Source organism: Pseudomonas moraviensis subsp. stanleyae, from assembly GCF_036283065.1.
Classification (GTDB): Bacteria; Pseudomonadota; Gammaproteobacteria; order Pseudomonadales; family Pseudomonadaceae; genus Aquipseudomonas; species Aquipseudomonas stanleyae.
The window spans coordinates 139526-160187 of record NZ_JAADJI010000002.1; the positions used below are offsets into that span (position 1 = coordinate 139526).

The window sequence follows — 20662 nt, forward strand, 5'->3', positions numbered from 1 at the left end:
TCCGCGCTCTATATGGAGCGGGAGGGCGATCTGCGATCAGGCTCTGGCTTGTGCGAGGCGCTGCGCAGCGTCGGTCAGCAACTGTTCCGTGGCGCCGAAGCCAAGGCAACCATCGGTGATCGATACGCCATAGCGTAGAGAAGTACTCAGCGGCTGGCAGCCTTCGAACAGGTGAGACTCCAGCATCATGCCGATCAGCGACTGGTTACCACGCAGGCGTTGCTCGAGCACATCGTTGAACACGGCTGGCTGACGCAGGGGATCCTTGCCGCTGTTGGCATGGCTGCAATCGACCATGATCCGGCTGGGGATTTTCAGTCGGCTGAGCTCGGCACTGATTTTGGCCACGCTGGTTTCGTCGTAGTTTGGCCCTTGATGGCCACCGCGCAGCACGATGTGGGTGTCAGCGTTGCCGGCTGTCTGCACGATCGCCGGATGCCCTTGGCTGTCCACGCCGAAATGCCGATGCGGATGGGCTGCCGAGCGCATGGCGTCGACAGCAATGGCGGCGCCGCCGTCGGTGCCGTTCTTGAAGCCCACCGGCATGTTCAGGCCGCTGGCCATTTCGCGGTGGATCTGCGATTCGGTGGTACGGGCACCAATGGCCACCCAGCTCAGCAGGTCATCGAAGTAATTGGCAGCCATGGGTTGCAGCAGTTCGGTGGCGACCGGCAGTCCGAGCCGGATCATTTCCAGCATCAGTTCGCGGGAGAGCGTCAGGCCGGCAGCCATGTCGTCCGTGCCATCCAGGTGTGGATCGTAGGCCAGGCCTTTCCAGCCGACCGTCGTCCGCGGCTTTTCGACGTAGGCGCGCATAACCAGAAGCATTTCACTGCTGACATCCTCGGCCACGCGTGCAAGCTTGCTGGCGTATTCGATTGCCGATTGCGAATCATGGATAGAGCAGGGACCCACGATGACCAGCAGGCGCGGGTCTTCACCATTGAGGATGGCGCGCACTGCCTGGCGATGGGCGTTGACCTGTTGATGCAGGGAGTGGCTGAGGGGGAATTGCTGTTTGAGCTGCAACGAGCTGGGCAGGCGCAGGGTCAGCGCTTCGTTGGCAGAATCGAGAGTGGACAGCGGCAAAGCGGAAAGTGAAGAGTTCATATTCGGTCTTCCTGGGCGGATGGCGGGTATTTCCCGCGCGCTCGGCCCTACTGGGGTGTTCGACAAATGGCCGTACTGGCTAGGCGTGTGTGTTTGCCACCTGTGGGTGACCGATCGGAGGCGGCAGGCTGTCCCGAGCGGAGGCTGGTAAATCGCCAGGCGCTAAAGCTGTCGTAACGGTAATAAGTGGCGTAGTTCATGGTGTATTCCTCAAAGTGTCTGGTGTGGTGCTGAAAGTTGTGGGCCTGAAAAAAACAAAACCCCCGGTCGGGAGGCCGACCGGGGGTTGAGAAATCTCTGGTAGGCGACCCGTTATCATGGGCGCCGTGTGGGTATCAGGCGCGCCAGTGGCTAAACCAATACCCAAAATAAAAATTTACAGGAGCGCACACATCATTCACCCGGACAGCCGCAACCGAGCGCAGGGCGCTGGCGATGCAAGACTGTGAAGGGGCGTTGAACATGGTCTGTCTCCGATGAATGCGCCGAGCTTACTCGACGCTGATACGCGTCAGCAATCAGAAAATGCTATTGCTCGCCGAGCAAAACGGCTATCAGTAGCAGTCGATCCGGTTAAAGTACATTTTTGCGCTTAGAGATAGAGCTGAATGGGTTACCGAATTCGGCATGCCACCGATGATGATCTGGCTTTTGCACGGGACCTGACCTGTCGCAACATGCTGCGTTATTACATTGACCACGACCTGTTGTGGCAGGACGAGGCGTTTGACGCAGGCTGGCGGTATCGTGAGCACTGGATGATCCTTGAGGATGAAACGCCGATCGGCTTTTTCAGTCTGAGCCAGGATGCGCGGGCGCTGTACATACGCGAATTGCAGATTGATCAGGCCTGGCAAGGGCAGGGCGCCGGTTCCTGGGCCATTGATCAGGTTATCGAAATGGCTCGTCAGGCAAGACGGCCGGCACTGCGGCTGACAGTGTTTGATAACAACCCGGCGCAGAAACTCTATGCACGCAAGGGACTGCGCATCGTGGGCACGGATGAGTGTTTCGTGAGGATGCAGCTCGATTTGAGTACGGCTGTGCTCTGAAACCCGCAGCCGGCAAGCCCTGAATGATGAATTGAAACTTTTTAAATGCGGCTTTCCGCTAGGTCTGTCTGGCACTTTTTGCTAAGGTGTCCGGCATCCCAATAAGACCATATCGCGAGGTGTCTGCTTGATTAGGGTGCTAGTGGTCGACGACCATGATCTCGTTCGCACAGGCATTACACGGATGCTGGCCGATATCGATGGCCTGCAGGTGGTGGGGCAGGCCGAGTCAGGTGAAGAGTCCCTGATCAAGGCCCGTGAGTTGAAGCCTGATGTGGTGCTCATGGACGTCAAGATGCCCGGCATCGGCGGCCTCGAGGCCACACGAAAACTGCTGCGCAGCCATCCGGATATCAAGGTGGTTGCCGTTACGGTGTGCGAGGAAGACCCTTTCCCGACGCGTTTGCTCCAGGCTGGCGCCGCCGGTTACCTGACCAAGGGCGCGGGTCTGCCGGAAATGGTGCAGGCCATTCGGCTGGTCTTCGCCGGGCAGCGTTACATCAGTCCGCAGATCGCCCAGCAGTTGGCGATCAAATCATTCCAGCCGACCAATGATTCGCCGTTCGATGCCTTGTCGGAACGGGAAATCCAGATTGCGTTGATGATTGTCGGCTGCCAGAAGGTGCAGATCATTTCCGACAAGTTGTGCCTGTCGCCGAAAACCGTGAATACCTACCGCTACCGTATCTTCGAGAAGCTTTCGATCAGCAGCGACGTTGAGTTGACCCTGCTCGCGGTGCGTCACGGCATGGTGGATGCCAGCGCCTGACCATGACCGAGACATTCGATTCCAGTGCTTTCCTGTCGACCGTCAGCGGTAGGCCCGGCGTCTATCGCATGTTCGACAGCGAGGCGCGCCTGCTGTATGTCGGCAAAGCGAAAAACCTGAAGAAACGTCTGGCGAGCTACTTTCGCAAGACCGGGCTGGCGCCAAAGACCGCTGCACTGGTCGGGCGTATCGCGCAGGTCGAGACAACCATCACCGCCAACGAAACCGAAGCGCTGCTGCTTGAGCAAACGCTGATCAAGGAATGGCGCCCGCCTTACAACATCCTGCTGCGCGACGATAAGTCCTATCCGTACGTGTTTCTCTCCGACGGGCAGTTTCCGCGCCTGAGCATCCATCGTGGCGCAAAAAAGGCCAAGGGCAAATATTTCGGCCCCTATCCAAGTGCCGGGGCCATCCGCGAAAGTTTGAGCATCCTGCAAAAGACTTTTTTCGTCCGTCAGTGTGAAGACAGTTACTACAAGAATCGCACTCGTCCGTGCCTGCAATACCAGATCAAACGTTGCAAGGCGCCGTGCGTGGGCCTGGTCGAACCTGACGTCTACGCCGAAGACGTGCGCCACTCGGTGATGTTCCTCGAAGGTCGCAGCCACGCGCTGACCAACGAACTCTCAACCGCGATGGAAGAGGCGGCGATCAATCTCGAATTCGAGCGCGCGGCCGAACTGCGCGACCAGATCGCTCTGCTGCGGCGCGTCCAGGACCAGCAAAGCATGGAAGGCGGCACCGGCGATATCGACGTTATTGCCGCATTCGTCAACCCCGGTGGTGCTTGTGTTCATTTGATCAGCGTTCGCGGCGGCCGCGTGCTGGGCAGCAAGAATTTCTTCCCGCAGGTCGGCATCGAGGAAGACGTTTCCGAAGTCATGGCGGCGTTCCTCGGCCAGTACTACATCAGCAGCCCGGAACGCGATTTGCCGAGCGAGCTGATCGTCAACGTGGTTCACGAAGATTTTCCAGCGCTGATCGAAGGGATTCACACTTTGCGCGGCCGCGAGTTGGCCATCAGCCATCGGGTGCGCGGTACCCGTGCGCGCTGGCAGCAACTGGCCGTGACCAACGCCGAGCAGGCGTTGGGCGCGCGCCTGGCCAACCGTCAGCACACCGCCGCGCGATTCGATGCGCTGGCCGAAGTGCTGAATCTGGATGAGCCGCCGCAACGCCTGGAATGCTATGACATCAGTCACTCCAGCGGCGAGGCGACCGTCGCGTCCTGCGTGGTGTTCGGGCCGGAAGGCGCGATCAAATCGGATTACCGCCGCTACAACATCGAAGGCGTCACCGCCGGCGACGATTACGCGGCCATGCATCAGGCGCTGACCCGCCGCTTCAGCAAATTGAAGGACGGCGAAGGCAAGTTGCCGGACATCCTGCTGGTCGACGGTGGCAAGGGTCAATTGTCGATGGCCCGTGATGTGCTAAACGAACTGGCCGTACCGGATCTGATCTTGTTGGGCGTGGCCAAAGGCGCCACCCGCAAGGCTGGTTTCGAAACGTTGTATCTGAATGATGCAGCGCATGAGTTCACTTTGCGCGGCGATTCGCCCGCCTTGCACCTGATCCAGCAGATCCGCGATGAGGCACACCGCTTTGCAATCACGGGACATCGCGCCCGGCGCGGCAAGACCCGCCGGACCTCGACGCTGGAAGGCGTGGCGGGGGTAGGGCCGACGCGCCGCCGCGACCTGTTGAAACATTTTGGTGGATTGCAGGAGCTGTCTCGTGCAAGCATCGAAGAGATCGCCAAAGCCCCGGGGATCAGTAAAAAGCTCGCTGAGTCGATTTATGCGAACCTGCATAGTGAGTAGAATGCCCCTTCACCTCGTAGCCAGTTGTGCCGATGAATATCCCTAATCTGATTACCGTTCTACGCGTCCTGCTCATCCCGATCTTCATATTGCTGTTCTATCTGCCTTACCAGTGGAGTTACATGGCCTCCGCTTCGGTGTTCGCTTTCGCGGCCGCAACCGACTGGCTCGATGGTTATCTGGCGCGCCGACTGGAGCAAAGCACCCCCTTCGGTGCGTTCCTCGATCCGGTCGCCGACAAGCTGATGGTCGCAGTTGCCCTGGTCTTGCTGGTGCAGGAACACGGCAATCTCTGGCTCACGCTGCCCGCAGCGGTAATCATTGGTCGCGAGATCGTGATTTCGGCCCTGCGCGAATGGATGGCCGAGCTCGGCGCCCGGGCTCAGGTTGCGGTTTCCAATCTGGGCAAATGGAAAACCGCTGCGCAGATGCTTGCTTTGGTGATACTTCTGGCCCATCCCAAGGCTCTCAGCTTCTGGGTAGTGCTCGGTTACACACTGTTGATCGTGTCGGCGGGGCTGACCCTGTGGTCGATGGTTCAATACCTTCGCGCCGCCTGGCCGCACCTGAAGACCGATGTCGAAAAGAAATAAAACTTTTTTGAATCAAGGGGTTGACGGGGCTTCTTAATTCTATAGAATGCGCCACACCAAGCGGGAATAGCTCAGTTGGTAGAGCACGACCTTGCCAAGGTCGGGGTCGCGAGTTCGAGTCTCGTTTCCCGCTCCAATTTGTACAGTGTTCGTTGTTGTGCTACTGACAGCGAATACTTTGAGGCCGAGTAGCAAAATGGTTATGCAGTGGATTGCAAATCCACCTACGCCGGTTCGATTCCGACCTCGGCCTCCACTATCAAAAGCCCCGTAGATCAATGATCTACGGGGTTTTTTGTTGTCTGCGAAAAAGAGGGGTGTTCCGCAACTTTTTGAACACGTTATTCGGTCAGGCACGATCCGGTCTTGATATGGCTAGCACCTTCCACTGCCAGATTCGAGAAAAAGATGCAGCCGATAAGCCGTGCGAACAGTGTCAATGTTTCTGCCATATCCGGGTTATCAAACAGCACAGACCTTGAATCCAAAGCGCATAGGGCACCCCAGAGTCTCCCGTCCGGCAGGAAAACCGGCGCCCCCGCGTAACTTTCAATCGAATACTGTTTCACGACCGGACGCGACGCGAGTCTGCCGTCCTGGCTGATTTGTGGGAGGAAGAGGGCTTGCGGGTCCCTGCGGAACTCACTGCAAAGCGTGGTTTCCAGATCCAGCGTATCGCCGACGTTTATTCCCAGTTCGATCGGATCGTACGCCGAACACACGATCCACTCGGTTTCCGTGAATTTTGCGATGCCTGCGAAGCGCGTACCAGTCAAACGGGTGACGAGTTGCAAGATATTGGTGGTCGCTTCGATCTCGGCGATTGCCGAGCGCTCCTCATGGCTCAAAGACGCTTTGAGAACGGTGTCACTCATTTGCATAGGGTCAAATCTCCTGATTGCTTGTACATCCCTGAGCTGTGCTCTGGTGACGTGCTGTGGAATTCAGCGCCTGTGAGGCGTGGTCGTTGTCGGCAGGGCATGCTGGGAACATTCAGTCGCTGATTCCGGCGTCAACGCTTTAGCGTAGACACCTTGCAGAGTGCCGGGTTGCTTCATCATGGTGGCCGCCGCAGGAAAATCCTTCGCCCGCTTAGTGAAAATGGCGCTAACCTCTTGATCTTGTTAAGTTTTAGCTTCTATTTCCAACCGGATTGCTGTGATTCGTCTGCACCCTCGGCCTCTACATCAAGCAAGCTCCATAGCCCTATGATTTAGTTGGCTTTTTGTTTTTTTGACCCGAGCAAGATTTAGTTTTCAAATCGCGCATTCCAAACTTGCTTCACCGGGACGTGATGTATATATTCCCCGCTCGGCTTTTCATGCGGCCATCCTTTCAGGATCGCAGCTGCAAGCTTGAGCAAAGCAACACCGCGCTACCGCCCGAATGGCGAAACTGGTAGACGCATGGGACTTAAAATCCCCCGCTCGTAAGGGCGTGCCGGTTCGATTCCGGCTTCGGGCACCATGAATATCAAGGGCTTGCATGAGATACCTCGTGCAAGCCCTTAGTTTTTTTTCCGCAATCAGAAAATCTTTTCCGCAATTCGAAACCGTTGGTCACTTCGTAGGGGTTACCTTCATGCCCTTACGCATCCGAATGTACTGCTCCGTCATCCCGACAGTTGGCTGAGATGGAGTTTCGCAAGGCGCAGGGGGAGCTGGTGGAAATCAGCTTTGTGCAGAAAGCCGCTTTTGAAACGGCGCGATCGCTTAATCATTCGCTAATGAGCCTGTCGCCGCAATTGGCGCCACAACTCGCCGCGCTGTCGGATCCGTGGGTGGTGGAGAGGCAGCTAACGGCTGCGCTGCGCCAACGACTTAACGAAGCGGCACAAGTGTCAAGCGATGACTTTGGATTTGCGTTTAGCGAGTGCTAAGGATATCCGCTGATAGGCATTTTTCTGCTCGCATCGGAATTGATTGGCGCCTGCTTCCAGTCAGTATTAGCCGTCGGCGTAAAGTGTTATCACGCGCCTACCGATGCAGCAGGCAAGTGTAATTTTGAATCTACCACCGCATGCGTAGTCACCCATTTTAAGACCTGGATATGCAGGTTCTTGTCAGAGGGTTATCGCTCTACTGCGACGCACTTGATCTCCACGAGAAGGCCAGGTCGAGCTAATTCACTGACACCAATGCAGGTCCATGCACAAGTGCTTCTCGGAAATACTTTATCCTTTACGCGTCTGAAAATTGGCATGTGACGGTGCATGTCGACGTGGTAAGTTGTCATTTCTACGACATCTTCAAATTTACAGCCACCTGCCTCCAAGACGATCCGGAGATTGTCCCATGCAGCTAAAAACTGCTGCTCAGGTTCTTCAATGACGGATAATTCCGGCGTCCTGCCTACCTGACCCGCGCAGTAGAGAGTTTTTCCTACCTTTACTGCTGGTGCATAACCCGCGCGCTCGTAGATCAATCTCATGCCATCTGGAACAATGATCTGACGGTCAGTCATGATTGCGGAGCCCCAAGTTAGAACGGTTACGAAAGCTAACTCAGGGGCCAGAGCCGCGTCCACTCAGTTCACTTCTCATCTATTAATCAACCCCACAGGTGTTTTTAGCCGCTGCTGAGTCTTTTTGAACTCATTACCTAATGTGGCTACCTCGATCGATGCAAAAGGCGCGAGCCGGTAGCGTTACTGATCAGAAGCATTTCGATGGTTGGTTCGCTGCTAGGCTGGCTCGTCAGTTCGTGTCGTCATCACCTTGAAATATATCTGCGTAAAGTCGCGCGACTGTAGGGGTAAGGTTATGACCGGCAGGAATGAGAAAGTCGGCGTGTGGTGCGAGCCGTTTTACGTAGATGACTTCGTAAACCCTGCGCACGATTCCAGGTGCTGTTTCTTCCCGGTCCAAGCCAGGCATTATCCCTACCGCTTTGTAACCGGCTTGCTCCAGTGCTTGTTGCATATACGGCGTGCGGGTTGTTGCCATGCCATAGATCAGCCCCGCGCCCATGAACGTGCCGATTTTTTCTCCCAGGTCCTGGGCCGCAACGGCCAGTCTGGCTTGTCTGTGCGGTTTGGCTACCGCGCCGACCCGCCCGAAAATAACGTCAGCACCGTCAATTTTTTCCCACGTGGCGATAGCGACAATCTCATCGTTCTGGCGGACGACGGTAGCGAATATGCCTCGATCCGGATCGTCTTCGAGCACCACGTTGTCTGCGTAGAACTGCTGGTCCAGAAACGGGCTTGCCAACCCCACCGAAATGGAGGGAAACCATGTCCGGAAAAAATCTGTCGCGACATTGATCTCCTCACGTTTCAGGTAATCCCAACTGTAGCCATAGGGTAAATCGGTGAAGCTGCGAATTTGCTCGATCGTTGGCCATTTCATGCGGTTCTGCTCGTTTGTCTGATTGCTTCGATAAGTGGCGCCGGGGTCAGGCCCGAGGGTCAGGGTTATTGGCGGGTGCCGGGGCATGCCTGGCGGCGATCTGCCTGTGGCGCTCGACCACTTCGCCAATGACCAACTGCATCAGCCTCTGCACGATGGCCGTATCCAGCTCGGCCTCCTGAGCAAGTGCTGCCAGACGCTGGTATTGCTGCTGCTCTCTGGCCTCGTCTACCGCAGGCAACTGATATCGGGCCTTGAGCAATCCGACCTCATCGGTACAGCGAAACCGTTCCGCGAGCAGGTGGATGAGGGCGGCGTCGATATTGTCGATGGTTTTCCTGAATGTTGAGAGTTGACGCGCGATGTCGGAGTTTTCCATGAATGACCTCGTGACAGGTGTTCGAAAGAGCTTCTCAATGATTCGTCTGCTGAGCAAAAACCGACCAGTCCTTGTCGCCATCTCCCCTGGCTACCGCCGACGTCATTTTCAATCGCACGGCATCCGCCGCTGGCAACTCCAGCCCCTTGAGACGACCCGCATCGATCGCCAGATTCATATCCTTGAGGCCAAGCGACAGTTTGAATCCCGGTTCAAAATTGCTGCTGACGATGTTCTGCCCATAACGTTGATAACTGGGGCAGGCGAACAGGGTCTGGGTCATGAGCTTGATGAAAATCGAAGGGCTAAGTCCGTGGCGTTGAACGAGTCCGCTGGCTTCGCCCAGCGACTGGATGGCTTGGGTGATCATCATGTTGCCGGCGATTTTCGCGATACAGGCCTGTTCAGGTTGGTCGCCCAGATACCAGGTTTTTTTCCCGAGCAGGTCGAACAGCGGTTGGACGGTCGAGACAGCGGCCTGCGATCCGGCCGCCAGGATATTCAACTCGCCCTTGGCCGCCACGGCGGGCACGCCGAAGACCGGCGCCGCGATCAATGGCATGCCGACGGCTTCATGTTCGCGCTGCAACTCCAACATCAGCGAAGGCGACAAGGTCGACATCACGACATGCACGCAAGCTTTGTCTGCAGTTTCCAGAACAGCGCTGGAGAGCAGCACTTGCCTGACGGCGGCATCATCGGCCAGAAGAGTGATGACTACCTCTTGCTGGAACGCCGAGGCCGGCGTTTCGATAACGCTGATGCCTTCGAGATCCTTGATCGCCGCCTGACTGCGGTTCCAAGCCGAGACGTGATGGCCAGCGCGGACGAGCAGTGGAATGATGGCTCTGCCCATGCATCCCACTCCGATAAAACCAATCTTCATTTGCAGTCTCCGGTTGGTATTCGACGACGGTGAATGCAGACAAGTATGTCGGGCACGGGATTGCTACGGCACTGCCATTGCTGCACTCTCACTGTTCATTTTTGTACGGGGGCGGAGCATGGACTGGAGTGATGTGCGGGTCTTTCTCGCGATTGCCCGCAGCGGGTCATTAGGGGCTGCCGCCAAGCTGTTGGGGGTCAGCCATCCGACCGTGGGGCGGCGCTTGCAGGTGCTGGAACAGTTCAGTGGCCAACCCGTTTTCCTGCGTACCAACCAAGGTCTCGTGTTGACCGACAGCGGCGAGAAGCTCCTCAGCCTCGCGCAGGAAATGGAGCAAAGTGCGTTGGCCATCGAAAGGCGCCTCGCGGGGGACAGCGCACAGCCCGAAGGTGTGCTGCGCATTTCCTGCGCTGACTGGTTCGCCTGTTATGTGCTGGCCCCGGTGCTGAGTGAACTGGGCCGGCGTTATCCATTGATCGTGCCCGAGGTCATTGCCGGGCATCGATTGTTTGATCTGGCTCGCCGCGACGCCGACATCGCGTTTCGAATCGTTCCGTTCACCGAACCCGATATCGTGCACCGCAAGCTGATCTCCCTGACTTACGGGTTATACGCAGCCGTTGGATCTGCTGACCCTGAGCCACAGGGCGCCGGGCTGGGTCTGATCACCATGAGTGTTGCCCAGTCTCATTATCCCGATGTGCAGTGGCTGCAGCAGCGTTACCCTCTGGCGCGTACCGTGTTTACCAGTAGCAGCCGCACAGTCCAGGCGCAAATGTGTGCGCAGGGGCAGGGCGTCGCGGTATTGCCCCGCGCTTTGGGCGACCAGTTGACGGCGCTGCGTCTGATCGATTCAGATGAACCGCCACCAGGCCGCGACATTTGGATGGGCTACCACCAGGACATGCGCCAGATGGACAGTCTGCGCGCGCTTGCCGACCTGGCCTCCGTCATGATTGGCACTCAGGCAGGCGGTTGATTCACTCTGCCGGCTGCATGGCCGCCGTTTGCAGCTCTGCAGCAGATTGGCGCGCCAGACTCAGGCTCAGTCCTGCGCCTACGGCCAGACAGGCAGCGATGCACAGTATGGCGACGGTGAAGGCGTGGGTGATGGCCGCCGCGTCCGTGTCCTTGCCCAGAAGCGTGTAAAAAATGCCACCGATGATCGCCACGCTCAGTGCCGTGCTGATTTGCAGGGTGGAACTGGTGATGCCCGCAATCATGCCGGAATACGCCGGTGCCACGCGTCCAGTGATCATGCGCATCAATGTCGGAAGGGCCAGTCCTTGTCCGAAGCCGATCAGAAAGAGAATCACGGCAAGGGACAGCGCAGTGGGCGTGACGGCCGTCGGTGTGTGCGCCACGAGCCAGGCCAATAGCACGAACCCCAGCACTTCGAGTGCCATTCCGAAGGGATTCACATAAGACCCCAGCAAACGCCGGAATAGATGGGTGGCGAGCGGCCCCAGCAAGAAACCAGCGCCGAATGGCAGAAAGACCAGACCTGCACTGAGCGGGCTCGTATGCAGCGCTCCCTGTAAATAGATGGAAAACAGCAGGAAGAACACGCCGATCGCGTAAAAAGTCAGCGCCACCAGCAATGCCCGGCCCAGCCCGGGCGCACGCAGTGCAGCAGGGTTCAGCAACGGCGCGCCTTGCGCTTGATACAAGCGGGCTTCGTAGCGCCAGAACAGCCAGGCCAGCAGTGGCACCGCTGCCAGCGACAGCCAGGCCCACCACGGCCAGCCCGCTTCACGTCCCTCGATCAGTGGAACGATCAGCGCCGCAAGCGTCACCATCGACAACAGCGTTCCACCCAGATCCAGCTTGCTGGTCTGGGATGCGCGGGTTTCCTTGACCACGGGGATGGCGATCAGAATGACCAGCAACGCAATCGGTAGATTCACCAGAAATATCGACCGCCAGCCCAGGTTCATCAGGTTGAGCGAGATCAGAATCCCGCCAAGTGCCTGGCCGACTACCGACGCCAAACCAAACACCGCACCGTACAGGCTCAACGCCAAGGGTTTTTCCGACTCAGGGAATATCGCCTGCACTGAAGCGAGTGCCTGCGGCGCCATGACAGCGGCCGTCACGCCTTGCAGCGAGCGTCCGGCGATCAACACCCAGGGTGACTCGGCGACACCGCAGATCAGTGAGGCGACGGCAAAGCCAATCAGGCCAACGAAGAACATTCTCATGCGGCCAAAGATGTCGCCAAGCCTTCCGCCGGTGATCAGTGTCACGGCATACAGCGCCGCGTAAGAAGAGATGATCAACTGTTCGGCAGAGGAGGCCGTGCCCAGCGATTGCTGAATCGAAGGCAGCGCTACGTTCACGATGAAGAAATCCAGCGGCGGCAAGAATGCACCGACCAACAGGATGGCGAACATCAGCCAGCGCCGCTGTTCCGGAAGGGCTACTATTTTCTCAGGCATAAGGTCTCCTTTCTGAAACCCTTCGGCTCCAGAATATTTTCGATTGCGAGTCATGCTTTGAATAAGCTGACTTCAATCTAAACGATCAAACCCTGGCTGACGCCTCACATAAATGAACGTCCAATGTTCATTTATGGCAGTGCCGCTGCGCCCCTGCCTCCTCGCAAAATGGCCGCACTGTGGTTCCAGTCGAGCCACACAACCGAAATCGAGGAGTCAGTTATGTCAGGTAAATTCGCTGATCAGGTCGCAGTCGTCACCGGCGCGTCCACCGGGATCGGATTTGCGATTGCACAGGGTTTGATTGCCGAGGGCGCCAGGCGCGTTTACATCACCGGGCGTTCTGCAGCCACGCTGGAGGCTGCGGTGGCCAAGCTTGGCGACAGGGCGGTCGCGGTCATTTCCGATGTCGCGCGCCAGGTTGATCTGGACGAGCTCAAGGCGACGATTGAGGCGCACGACGATCAACTGGACTCAGTGTTTGCCAATGCGGGTATTTGTGAAAAGAACCCGCTGGGCGAGACCACCGAGGCCGCCTATTTCAACATGTTCGACATCAACGTAAAGGGAGTCTTTTTTACTGTACAGACGTTGATGCCATTGTTGAAAAATGGCGCTTCGATCGTACTGACGGCCTCTATCTGTTCCAGCAATGGCATGGAAGGACTGAGCCTCTACAACGCCTCCAAAGCCGCGGTACGTTCCTTTGCCAGGACGTGGGCCAACGAACTCAAAGGTCGCAAGATCAGAGCGAATGTCCTGAGCCCCGGCTTCACCCGCACACCGCTGATGGATAACGGCTTGAAGATGAGCGAAAGCGACGTCGCCGCGCTGCGTCAGCACGTCGAGCAGATCACGCCATTGGGGTACATGGCCGAGCCTGAGGAAATCGCCTCGTCGGCGCTGTTTCTTGCGTCTGCCGATGCGAAATATGTCAACGGTGTGGAGTTGATGGTCGACGGCGGCCTGTCGCAGATCTGACCACGTCCTCAACCGTAGCGCAGCCCTCGCGCAGGGCTGCCTTCCTCGCTTATGCGCAGCCCCTGCAGGAAACCTCATCATGAACAATGAACAACTGACAGCCCGACTGGACGCCCTGGAAAGTCGCGCCGCCATCGAGTCGCTGATCAGCGCCTACGCCAATGCTTTCGACCGCATCGACGCCTCGCTTCTTAGCTCAATCTGGCACGAAGAGTCGACACTGGATCTACCGGGTTTTGGCCAGGCTGGAAACCGTGACGAAATCCTGGCGATGGCGCAAAACAGCTGGCGCCAGATGCCCCATATGCACCACTGGATGGCCAACCCGCTGATTGAAATCGAGGGTGACAGCGCAGTGGGCACGGTAGCTGCGGATTGCCTGTTTCATGACATTGAAAAAGGCCCGGTGCAAGTCAGCGGTCTTTACCACGACAGGTTTGAACGGCGGGACGGAAAGTGGGCGTTCCTGTCACGTCGTTTTGAACTGCACTTCCTGACGCCGTTAAAAGATTGGGTACCCGCAGCGGGCGAAGAACAGTTTGCAGCGGTCGAGCAGCTCAAGGGAACGACAGCGAAAAACGAATAGTCCCGGCCCTTGGCTGTTCGACACCCACGTGGCCGCCATGCAGTTGCATGATGGCCACGACAATGGCGAGGCCAAGCCCGTAGGAGTCGGAATTCTGGTGCCGAGACGCATCGCCACGGTAAAAGCGGTCGAAGAGTTTGCCCAGGGTTTCGTCGCCCAGCACCGGCCCTTGGTTCTCCACTTCAATCCGGGCACCTCCGTGGGTTTCCAATACCCGTATCAGAATCTCGGTGCCCTCGTAAGCGTAGCGAACAGCGTTCGCCACCAGGTTGCTCAACGCTCTGCGCAGCAGCAAGGGGTCAGCGAGCACGATACCATCGCCCGTTATTTGGAAGCTCATTCGCCGCTCTTCAGCCAAGCCCTCAAAATACTCAGCGATGCGCTGTGATTCGTCATGCAGCGACAGTTGCTGGCGCTCCACTACGGCTTGCGCTTCATCGGCGCGCGCCAGAAACAGAATGCTTTCGACGATGCGCGAGATCCGTTCGAGTTCTTCAAGGTTCGAAGCGATCAGCGCTTGATATTCGTCCTCGCTACGGCGTTGGCGTAGGGCAACCTGACAATGTCCCATCAACGACCCGACCGGCGTGCGGATTTCATGGGCAAGGTCGGCGGAAAATTGCGTCAGTCGCTGATAACCCTGGGCAAGACGATCAAGCATCGCGTTATAGGCGTCACTCAGCTGTTGCAATTCAACCGGCGTATCGGCGCTGTCCATACGGCTGTGCAGACGCTCAGGCGTTATGGCTGCGGCATGGGCGGCCATTTTGCGCAGCGGACGCAGCCCGCGACGCAATAACAGATAACCCAGCAACGCGGTTGCCAGAAAGGCAAGGGCCACGGCCAGGTAGATGCGCTCGCGATACGCTGCAAGCATCGCCATTTCCTTGCCCATAAGGTGGGCGGCCGTCAATCGGACTACACGGCCACCCGACGTCGTGACTACGGAGGCGGCGCGCAGCCTTGTTCCCGAGTCGGTCACGCCGCTGCGCAGATCACTGACGCTCAGCTTTGTGTCCTGGCCGATCACCGGCAGTTCAGGCAACGTGACGTTGAGTGGATTGACCTGGATGACCGGTGGCTGCCCCGGCTCTTCAATGATGAAGATGTCGTCTTCGCTGTCGAGCATGTTCTTGAAAATCTGCGGGCTGTCGCGCAGCTTTTCGATGGCGAGTTCGTAATGCAGGAGCTTGCGAAAATGCTCCAGACGGCCCATCACCGCGTGATCGCTGTAGACCAATACCGAGGCCTTCATCGTCTGATACAGATAGAAGCCCGCGCCGGCCACGGCCAGCATCGCGACCATGGCAAACGCCACGGTCGATCGCAGCGTCAGCGAGGGTTGGCGTCGGGACCGCATGGCCTCACCTCGCAGACATAGCCGATACCGCGAATGGTATGGATCAGCTTGATCGGGTAGGGCTGGTCGACCTTGTTGCGCAGGCGCTTGACAGCGACGTCCACCACGTTGGTATCGCTGTCGAAATTCATGTCCCAGACTTCCGAAGCGATTTGTGTCCTGGACAACACATCGCCGGCTCGACGGAGAAACAGATGGAGCAGGGCGAACTCCTTGTTGGTCAGCACGATCACCTGTTGTTGGCGGGTCACGCGGCGCCGGACCAGATCCAGTTCGAGATCGGCAAGGTGGAAATGGTCGGCTTCGCGCACGACACCGCGGCGCAGAATAGTGCGGATGCGCAACAGCAGTTCGGTAAACGAAAAAGGTTTGATCAGGTAATCATCGGCGCCCAGTTCCAGACCGCGAATGCGGTCTTGCAACTGGTCGCGCGCGGTAAGGAACAGCACGGGTACGTCTTGTCTGGCGCGCAACAGCTCGATGATCTGAAACCCGTCAATCCCGGGCAACATCACGTCCAGCACGATCAGGTCATAGGTCGTATGCAAGGCCATGTGCAGGCCGTCAGCGCCATGCTGGGTCCAGTCGACGTTGTAACCGGACTCACCGAGCCCCTTTTTCAGGTACTCACCTGTTTTGGTGTCATCTTCGATCAGCAGGATATGCATCGTCAGGCGCGCTCGGGTTTCTTCATGACGGGGTTAAGTCCGCGACATCGGTATCTCGGCTGTGCAGTGTAACGGGATGAGCGGGCGCAGTCGGTTACATTTCTGTCATACATGGTCAGGGTTGGCGAATGACAAAAATGTCATTCGACGGTCATCGTGACGTCCCGGTCTGCGGTCGAGGATGGCGACACATCAACCCATGAGGAATCGTCGCCATGCAACTCAAAAACGCCCTGTCTACCACGTTCGGTTTGGTGATGCTCAGCGCTGCCGTCATTGCCACCGCCGCCGACATGCCGGTCATCAAACCACTGCGCGGTACGGTGGAAAGCGTCAGCAACAACACGCTGACCTTCACTGTCCGCTCTGGCGCCCAGCAGACGATCGGACTGACTGACAAGACCGGTATCAGCCGGGTATCGAAGGCCATTATCGACTCGATCAAATCCGACAGCTTCATCGGCTCGGCGGCCATCCCGCAGGCCAACGGAACCTTGAAGGCGCTTGAGGTCACGGTATTCGACGCCAGGCTCAAGGGCAGCGGCGAAGGTCATTACGGTTGGCAGAACGCAGACGGCAGCACTGGCACCATGACCAACGGCACCGTTGGCAAACTGTCCAAAACCGACGGCCGCACGTTGACCGTCAACTACCAGGGCGGCGAGAAACAAATCGTCGTGCCGGATGACGTGCCTATCGCCTACGTCGAGCCAGGCAAAGCCGATGAGCTGGTCAAAGGAACGAAAATCGTCGTGTTCCCCGCTGCAGATGGCACGGCACGCGGCATTGCAGTCGGCAAGGATGGCTTCCAGCCACCGATGTAATCATCTGAGAAAGCTTGAGCGTTGCCGTCTGGCAACGCTCCGCTACACGGAAGGCTTGCAAGGGGAACCACGTGAGACAGAAGAAACTGCATCCCTGGCCGGTTCGCCTCACCCATTGGCTCAATGCGGCCTGCATGGTCTGCATGTTCATGAGCGGTTGGGCTATCTACAACGCCTCGCCACTGTTCAGTTTCAGGTTTCCGGTGTCATTGACCGTGGGCGGTTGGCTGGGCGGGGCACTTGCCTGGCATTTTGCGTTCATGTGGCTGCTGCTGATCAACGGCGCAATCTATGTGCTGTACGGGTTGGCCAGTCGTCATTTCAAACGTGAGCTGCTGCCCATCGGCATTGCCGCATTGAAGCATGATCTGACCGATGCCTTGCGCTTTCGGCTGGTGCATGAAAAGGGTGTCTATAACGCAGTACAGCGCCTGATGTACTGGATCGTGCTGGCGGCAGGTGTACTGATCGTGATCTCGGGTGTAGCGATCTGGAAACCGGTTCAACTTCAAGAGCTGGTCGCGTTACTGGGCGGCTATGACGTTGCTCGTTACGTACATTTTGCGGCCATGGCGATGATTGCAGCGTTTGTAGTGATTCACCTGGTCTTGGTGATTCTGGTACCAAAAACCCTGGTGCCAATGATCACGGGTGGAGTGCGGACGCCTAATAACGAGAAAAATGGGTCATGACTGAATTTAAAATAACAACGCGTCAGCGCGTCAGGATTGAACCTGCGCAACAGCTTGAACTGGAAAACATTCAGCGCCGGCATTTTCTTCGGGCCGGCCTGACGGTTGGCGCGATGTCGATGCTGACCGGTTGCAACCTGCAGGACGGCGATCAGGTCGACAAAGTGCTTTGGGCCATGTCGCGTTGGAACGACCGGGTCCAGGCGTGGCTGTTCAGTGGACGGAAACTGGCGCCGACCTTCGCCCGCGCGCAGATCACCAAGCCGTTTCCGTTCAACGCTTTCTATGGTCAGGACGATATCCCTGAAGTAGACCTGACCAGTTACTCGCTCGCCGTCTCCGGCCGGATCAGGGACAAGGCGCCGTGGACACTCGAAAGCTTGCGCAAGCTGCCGCAACGCAGCGATATCACTCGGCTGATCTGTGTTGAGGGCTGGAGCGCGATCGGTCAATGGGGAGGTGTACCGCTGAAAACCTTCCTGGAACACATCGGCGCCGACACCACAGCGAAATTTGTCGGTTTCAAATGTGCCGATCGTTACTACTCCAGTCTGGACATGCCGACTGCCTTGCACCCGCAGACGCTGTTGGCACTGGATTACGCTGACGTGGCGCTGCCGCCCGAGTACGGCTATCCGCTGAGGGTTCGGGTCCCCACCAAACTGGGATTCAAAAACCCCAAGCATGTTGTCGAGATTTTCGTCAGCAACGACAACCCGGGCGGGTATTGGGAAGACCAGGGCTACAACTGGTTCAGCGGGATCTGATGAAGCAAAGAACGGAACTGTCACGCCAGGAACACTGGCGAGATTCATGACACCAAGCGTGATATGAGGCATGCCGATGACCGGTATTTCTGCAGTACCGCCAGCACCATCCGACTGGCCAACATCAGAACCCAGGATGCGGGCAACGAGTGATGGAGCAGATTTCCAATCTCTCTTGCAGGCTCAGTCCAGGCCACCTTTACAACAGTCAGATAAAGCTCGCACTCGGATGCTCTTTGATAATCTTGCCGCATGTACCTTCAATGGCGAAAAAAGGGCTATCTGCTCTGATGTTATCGGCACAGGGGGACTGAATGCGTTCGCCATTGCAGTGGCTCTTTCGCCGCTAACCGTCACCTGGGTACCGACCGAGATTGTTCGAGCGCCACTGCGTTCGCCTGGGATACGGACTTTTCGCCGTCGCAATCCCTCTTCAGCCGAGAGCTCCTTCCTCAACCGGTCAAGCTCGGAGGATAGGGGTTATGATTAGACGTGTCTCGAGAGCTTGCTCGCCGTAGGCCAGTATTATTAAGGGAGAAGCACATACCGCCAATTCTCACCTGTAGCGTTGAATGGTCTTTCGTTCGCCTGAAGTAGCAAGCCCGATGGCTTCTCTACCGTGGCGAAGGTGGTGTTATGAGGCAGCGTCGACTTACAGCCTATTTTTCCACCCCGCTGTCATCCCCCGTTTATTCTGAGCATCAGAGAATTATAGCCCGCCATCAGGGCTACTTTTGGCCGAAGGTAGTCGTTCGTGAACGGCCGCTTTCGGCCAGAAGCGGACATAGCCCAAAGGAAGCCTTCGGACCGAAAAAAGACCTTTTCTTAAAAAACCGATAGGCTCATGTACTTCTTTATCAGTAAAAATCCAGGTGAAAGGACATGGCACTTTCTAAAGGCGATCTCATAAAACTAATCAGCGCTGATCAAACAAAAGTAGTTTTAACTGATTGGATTAGCTCTCGGGAGGCGGCACCGGGGGATATCGCTTTGGTGGAAGAAGTCTGTATCGCAGAGGATGGGCAGATCGTTCGCCTTCTGTGCGAGGACCGTCCTGGTTTTCTAGAATGGCGAACGTGCTTTTATGAGGCAGGGTTGGCCTATGAACTCCTTCTAGGCCCCGCCGACGTCGCCAATTGAATCTTTGCGCCAGACAATTATTGCTCCCCACCAAGAGCTGCTTATGGTCGATGGACACTCGTCACGAACGACTGCTTTCGGCCAATAGTTGCCTTTCAACGTCCACGAATTTAGCTCGATTCAAAAAGAGCTTCGAGCAGCTTTCCATTCGTATAGGAGCGTGAATAGACTTTCTCAGAGAGGCAGAAACATAGGCATTCAGATGGGGTAGCTCACAATCGATCGACTACCATCTAATAGAATCATCTGATCCCCCTCCAGCCCAGCATTGGGAAAGGCAGCGTAAGGCAGATGTCCTGAATCGAGTTTCACGTAAAGTGTTTCGTCAGTGGGCTTCACAGGCGTTGCACCAGAGGGATAAATTCCCTGTCCATTTTCTGTGATCAAAAATGCCAGCGGAAAAAATGACAGGAGACTTAGGGTCGCAATGTGTCCGTGATTTTTGCAAGTAAACATTTTTATGCTCATGTGCCTACGGTGCGGATAGAACCAGACATAGAAATCATGGCTGTCATCGGTTGCGGTATCGTCCCCCATGACAAACTTTTGTAACGGGGCATAGTAGGGAACAGGCACCGGCTCTTGCAGGCAGTCCTTTACAGTGGTTGCTGAGAGTACGTGTCCAACCATTGCGCGGCAAAATCTCATCCCATCAAACAGCATATGCACGTGATTGACTGGGCTGTCGGCTCTCAAAAAATAGTGTTTGATCTTCTCTGATATGCCTTTGTAGACCCTCGCAACCTCTTGGTCATTAGTACCGAGATGTGAGCTATTGCAATGCTTGCAGATGGTTCTGAACTTACTGCCGTTAGAAGACTTCACACCAATGCCAGGATCAGAATTGATTCCCATAACCTCAGTCAGGTGAGCCTGCTCAACTTTGGTGATCGTGATACTGCCTTGGGGCGGAACATGATCCCAACTGAGAGGGCCGAAGGTTCCGCAGATCAGACAGTAGCCCTCCCTGAGCTGAGTGTGATGACGGCGCTCTGTGAGTCCTTTCGTGTAGTTTCCCATTACTGCATCCTTTGCGCGAGGTAGACGCATCGATCTTAGCAGGCTAGACCTGAACCGCCCTTGGTTGAGTAGACGCATTTAACACCTGCTCATGGCGGGTTGCTGCCGCTCTTGAACGGGTGCTTTGGGTCGTTTTTCTGCCCCTCATGACAGGCAAGAATCGACCCATAGCTGCCGGTTAGGTACGGAAAAATTCGGCCAGACACAGACATTGAAATGTTG

At 56.8% G+C, this 20662-nt stretch carries 22 protein-coding genes and 3 tRNA genes; 15 read left to right on the top strand and 10 right to left on the bottom strand.

The genetic code is table 11. From position 1 onward, the window contains the following. Nucleotides 1-36: 36 nt before the first annotated feature. On the bottom strand, nt 37-1110 hold the full coding sequence (locus GXB78_RS03105) for a 3-deoxy-7-phosphoheptulonate synthase (protein ID WP_329514129.1): 1074 nt from the start codon (nt 1108-1110) through the stop codon (nt 37-39). 608 nt (nt 1111-1718) lie between these two features. Here GXB78_RS03105 and GXB78_RS03110 point away from each other — a divergent pair. The 6 genes from GXB78_RS03110 to GXB78_RS03135 all read left to right on the top strand — a co-directional run bounded on the left by GXB78_RS03110 (nt 1719) and on the right by GXB78_RS03135 (nt 5606). Next, nucleotides 1719-2162, top strand: coding sequence for a GNAT family N-acetyltransferase (locus GXB78_RS03110; protein ID WP_329514131.1), 444 nt, complete (start codon nt 1719-1721; stop codon nt 2160-2162). Nucleotides 2163-2289: 127 nt separating this feature from the next. Beyond that, nucleotides 2290-2931: a response regulator transcription factor GacA gene (gene gacA, locus GXB78_RS03115; protein WP_024012761.1), complete on the top strand. Its 642-nt coding sequence runs from the start codon at nt 2290-2292 to the stop codon at nt 2929-2931. A 2-nt stretch (nt 2932-2933) separates the two neighbouring features. Next, a complete protein-coding gene (gene uvrC / locus GXB78_RS03120; protein ID WP_024012762.1) occupies nt 2934-4757 on the top strand; it encodes an excinuclease ABC subunit UvrC in 1824 nt (607 codons plus the stop codon). A gap of 32 nt (nt 4758-4789) precedes the next feature. Next, nucleotides 4790-5350: a CDP-diacylglycerol--glycerol-3-phosphate 3-phosphatidyltransferase gene (gene pgsA, locus GXB78_RS03125; RefSeq protein ID WP_041478738.1), complete on the top strand. Its 561-nt coding sequence runs from the start codon at nt 4790-4792 to the stop codon at nt 5348-5350. Nucleotides 5351-5410: 60 nt separating this feature from the next. Further along, nucleotides 5411-5486, top strand: a tRNA-Gly gene (locus GXB78_RS03130). Between the two features lie 46 nt (nt 5487-5532). After that, a tRNA-Cys gene (locus GXB78_RS03135) sits at nt 5533-5606 on the top strand. Between the two features lie 85 nt (nt 5607-5691). Here the strand turns inward: GXB78_RS03135 and GXB78_RS03140 are convergent. After that, on the bottom strand, nt 5692-6231 hold the full coding sequence (locus tag GXB78_RS03140) for a GAF domain-containing protein (RefSeq protein WP_329514135.1): 540 nt from the start codon (nt 6229-6231) through the stop codon (nt 5692-5694). 499 nt (nt 6232-6730) lie between these two features. Here GXB78_RS03140 and GXB78_RS03145 point away from each other — a divergent pair. Together GXB78_RS03145 and GXB78_RS03150 are read left to right on the top strand one after the other, a co-directional pair. Further along, nucleotides 6731-6817 (top strand) — tRNA-Leu (locus GXB78_RS03145). 166 nt (nt 6818-6983) lie between these two features. Then, nucleotides 6984-7229 carry a hypothetical protein gene (locus GXB78_RS03150; protein ID WP_329514137.1) on the top strand — a complete coding sequence of 82 codons (246 nt, stop codon included), beginning with the start codon at nt 6984-6986 and terminating at the stop codon, nt 7227-7229. A 191-nt stretch (nt 7230-7420) separates the two neighbouring features. Here GXB78_RS03150 and GXB78_RS03155 read toward each other — a convergent pair whose 3' ends face one another. The 4 genes from GXB78_RS03155 to GXB78_RS03170 form a co-directional block, all read right to left on the bottom strand. Further along, nucleotides 7421-7813, bottom strand: coding sequence for a RidA family protein (locus tag GXB78_RS03155; RefSeq protein WP_009049394.1), 393 nt, complete (start codon nt 7811-7813; stop codon nt 7421-7423). Between the two features lie 232 nt (nt 7814-8045). Continuing rightward, the gene (locus GXB78_RS03160; RefSeq protein ID WP_110599395.1) at nt 8046-8699 is read right to left on the bottom strand and encodes a hypothetical protein; all 654 of its coding nucleotides are present in this window, start codon (nt 8697-8699) and stop codon (nt 8046-8048) included. Nucleotides 8700-8745: 46 nt separating this feature from the next. Continuing rightward, nucleotides 8746-9078, bottom strand: coding sequence for a chorismate mutase (locus GXB78_RS03165; RefSeq protein ID WP_042609810.1), 333 nt, complete (start codon nt 9076-9078; stop codon nt 8746-8748). A gap of 34 nt (nt 9079-9112) precedes the next feature. Further along, the gene (locus GXB78_RS03170) at nt 9113-9964 is read right to left on the bottom strand and encodes an NAD(P)-dependent oxidoreductase (RefSeq protein WP_042609811.1); all 852 of its coding nucleotides are present in this window, start codon (nt 9962-9964) and stop codon (nt 9113-9115) included. 118 nt (nt 9965-10082) lie between these two features. Here GXB78_RS03170 and GXB78_RS03175 point away from each other — a divergent pair, with 118 nt between their 5' ends. Beyond that, nucleotides 10083-10943, top strand: coding sequence for a LysR family transcriptional regulator (locus tag GXB78_RS03175; RefSeq protein WP_122704478.1), 861 nt, complete (start codon nt 10083-10085; stop codon nt 10941-10943). 1 nt (nt 10944) lies between these two features. Here GXB78_RS03175 and GXB78_RS03180 read toward each other — a convergent pair whose 3' ends face one another. Next, nucleotides 10945-12357 (bottom strand): MFS transporter, encoded by a 1413-nt coding sequence (locus GXB78_RS03180; protein WP_329514143.1) that lies wholly within the window; start codon nt 12355-12357, stop codon nt 10945-10947. A 267-nt stretch (nt 12358-12624) separates the two neighbouring features. On the opposite strand from GXB78_RS03180, the gene GXB78_RS03185 reads away from it, so the two are divergent. Then, complete coding sequence (locus GXB78_RS03185) at nt 12625-13383, top strand: SDR family oxidoreductase (RefSeq protein WP_064361704.1); 759 nt, start codon at nt 12625-12627, stop codon at nt 13381-13383. Between the two features lie 79 nt (nt 13384-13462). Beyond that, on the top strand, nt 13463-13969 hold the full coding sequence (locus GXB78_RS03190; protein WP_116254814.1) for a nuclear transport factor 2 family protein: 507 nt from the start codon (nt 13463-13465) through the stop codon (nt 13967-13969). Here the strand turns inward: GXB78_RS03190 and GXB78_RS03195 are convergent. Next, nucleotides 13941-15329 (bottom strand): heavy metal sensor histidine kinase, encoded by a 1389-nt coding sequence (locus GXB78_RS03195; RefSeq protein WP_262138109.1) that lies wholly within the window; start codon nt 15327-15329, stop codon nt 13941-13943. The two genes, GXB78_RS03190 and GXB78_RS03195, sit on opposite strands and share 29 nt — an antisense overlap. Then, nucleotides 15302-15997 carry a heavy metal response regulator transcription factor gene (locus tag GXB78_RS03200; RefSeq protein WP_039760267.1) on the bottom strand — a complete coding sequence of 232 codons (696 nt, stop codon included), beginning with the start codon at nt 15995-15997 and terminating at the stop codon, nt 15302-15304. Before GXB78_RS03200 ends, GXB78_RS03195 begins: the two co-directional genes overlap by 28 nt. Before the next feature lie 215 nt (nt 15998-16212). Here GXB78_RS03200 and GXB78_RS03205 point away from each other — a divergent pair, with 215 nt between their 5' ends. The 4 genes from GXB78_RS03205 to GXB78_RS03220 all read left to right on the top strand — a co-directional run bounded on the left by GXB78_RS03205 (nt 16213) and on the right by GXB78_RS03220 (nt 19420). After that, a complete protein-coding gene (locus tag GXB78_RS03205; protein ID WP_329514151.1) occupies nt 16213-16821 on the top strand; it encodes a hypothetical protein in 609 nt (202 codons plus the stop codon). 71 nt (nt 16822-16892) lie between these two features. Beyond that, a complete protein-coding gene (locus GXB78_RS03210; protein ID WP_110599401.1) occupies nt 16893-17513 on the top strand; it encodes a cytochrome b/b6 domain-containing protein in 621 nt (206 codons plus the stop codon). Then, nucleotides 17510-18280 (top strand): molybdopterin-dependent oxidoreductase, encoded by a 771-nt coding sequence (locus GXB78_RS03215; RefSeq protein WP_039760272.1) that lies wholly within the window; start codon nt 17510-17512, stop codon nt 18278-18280. Before GXB78_RS03210 ends, GXB78_RS03215 begins: the two co-directional genes overlap by 4 nt. Before the next feature lie 882 nt (nt 18281-19162). Then, nucleotides 19163-19420 carry a hypothetical protein gene (locus tag GXB78_RS03220; RefSeq protein WP_322843739.1) on the top strand — a complete coding sequence of 86 codons (258 nt, stop codon included), beginning with the start codon at nt 19163-19165 and terminating at the stop codon, nt 19418-19420. A 198-nt stretch (nt 19421-19618) separates the two neighbouring features. Here GXB78_RS03220 and GXB78_RS03225 read toward each other — a convergent pair whose 3' ends face one another. Further along, nucleotides 19619-20440 (bottom strand): metal-binding protein, encoded by an 822-nt coding sequence (locus tag GXB78_RS03225; protein WP_329514157.1) that lies wholly within the window; start codon nt 20438-20440, stop codon nt 19619-19621. Nucleotides 20441-20662: the final 222 nt, after the last annotated feature.

Coding starts and splice junctions, on each gene's coding strand:
- GXB78_RS03105 (WP_329514129.1), bottom strand. CDS start 1,110: ATGAACTCTTCACTTTCCGCTTTGCCGCTGTCCACTCTCGATTCTGCC.
- GXB78_RS03110 (WP_329514131.1), top strand. CDS start 1,719: ATGGGTTACCGAATTCGGCATGCCACCGATGATGATCTGGCTTTTGCA.
- uvrC (WP_024012762.1), top strand. CDS start 2,934: ATGACCGAGACATTCGATTCCAGTGCTTTCCTGTCGACCGTCAGCGGT.
- pgsA (WP_041478738.1), top strand. CDS start 4,790: ATGAATATCCCTAATCTGATTACCGTTCTACGCGTCCTGCTCATCCCG.
- GXB78_RS03140 (WP_329514135.1), bottom strand. CDS start 6,231: ATGCAAATGAGTGACACCGTTCTCAAAGCGTCTTTGAGCCATGAGGAG.
- GXB78_RS03150 (WP_329514137.1), top strand. CDS start 6,984: ATGGAGTTTCGCAAGGCGCAGGGGGAGCTGGTGGAAATCAGCTTTGTG.
- GXB78_RS03155 (WP_009049394.1), bottom strand. CDS start 7,813: ATGACTGACCGTCAGATCATTGTTCCAGATGGCATGAGATTGATCTAC.
- GXB78_RS03160 (WP_110599395.1), bottom strand. CDS start 8,699: ATGAAATGGCCAACGATCGAGCAAATTCGCAGCTTCACCGATTTACCC.
- GXB78_RS03165 (WP_042609810.1), bottom strand. CDS start 9,078: ATGGAAAACTCCGACATCGCGCGTCAACTCTCAACATTCAGGAAAACC.
- GXB78_RS03170 (WP_042609811.1), bottom strand. CDS start 9,964: ATGAAGATTGGTTTTATCGGAGTGGGATGCATGGGCAGAGCCATCATT.
- GXB78_RS03175 (WP_122704478.1), top strand. CDS start 10,083: ATGGACTGGAGTGATGTGCGGGTCTTTCTCGCGATTGCCCGCAGCGGG.
- GXB78_RS03180 (WP_329514143.1), bottom strand. CDS start 12,357: ATGTTCGCCATCCTGTTGGTCGGTGCATTCTTGCCGCCGCTGGATTTC.
- GXB78_RS03185 (WP_064361704.1), top strand. CDS start 12,625: ATGTCAGGTAAATTCGCTGATCAGGTCGCAGTCGTCACCGGCGCGTCC.
- GXB78_RS03190 (WP_116254814.1), top strand. CDS start 13,463: ATGAACAATGAACAACTGACAGCCCGACTGGACGCCCTGGAAAGTCGC.
- GXB78_RS03195 (WP_262138109.1), bottom strand. CDS start 15,329: ATGCGGTCCCGACGCCAACCCTCGCTGACGCTGCGATCGACCGTGGCG.
- GXB78_RS03200 (WP_039760267.1), bottom strand. CDS start 15,997: ATGCATATCCTGCTGATCGAAGATGACACCAAAACAGGTGAGTACCTG.
- GXB78_RS03205 (WP_329514151.1), top strand. CDS start 16,213: ATGCAACTCAAAAACGCCCTGTCTACCACGTTCGGTTTGGTGATGCTC.
- GXB78_RS03215 (WP_039760272.1), top strand. CDS start 17,510: ATGACTGAATTTAAAATAACAACGCGTCAGCGCGTCAGGATTGAACCT.
- GXB78_RS03220 (WP_322843739.1), top strand. CDS start 19,163: ATGGCACTTTCTAAAGGCGATCTCATAAAACTAATCAGCGCTGATCAA.
- GXB78_RS03225 (WP_329514157.1), bottom strand. CDS start 20,440: ATGGGAAACTACACGAAAGGACTCACAGAGCGCCGTCATCACACTCAG.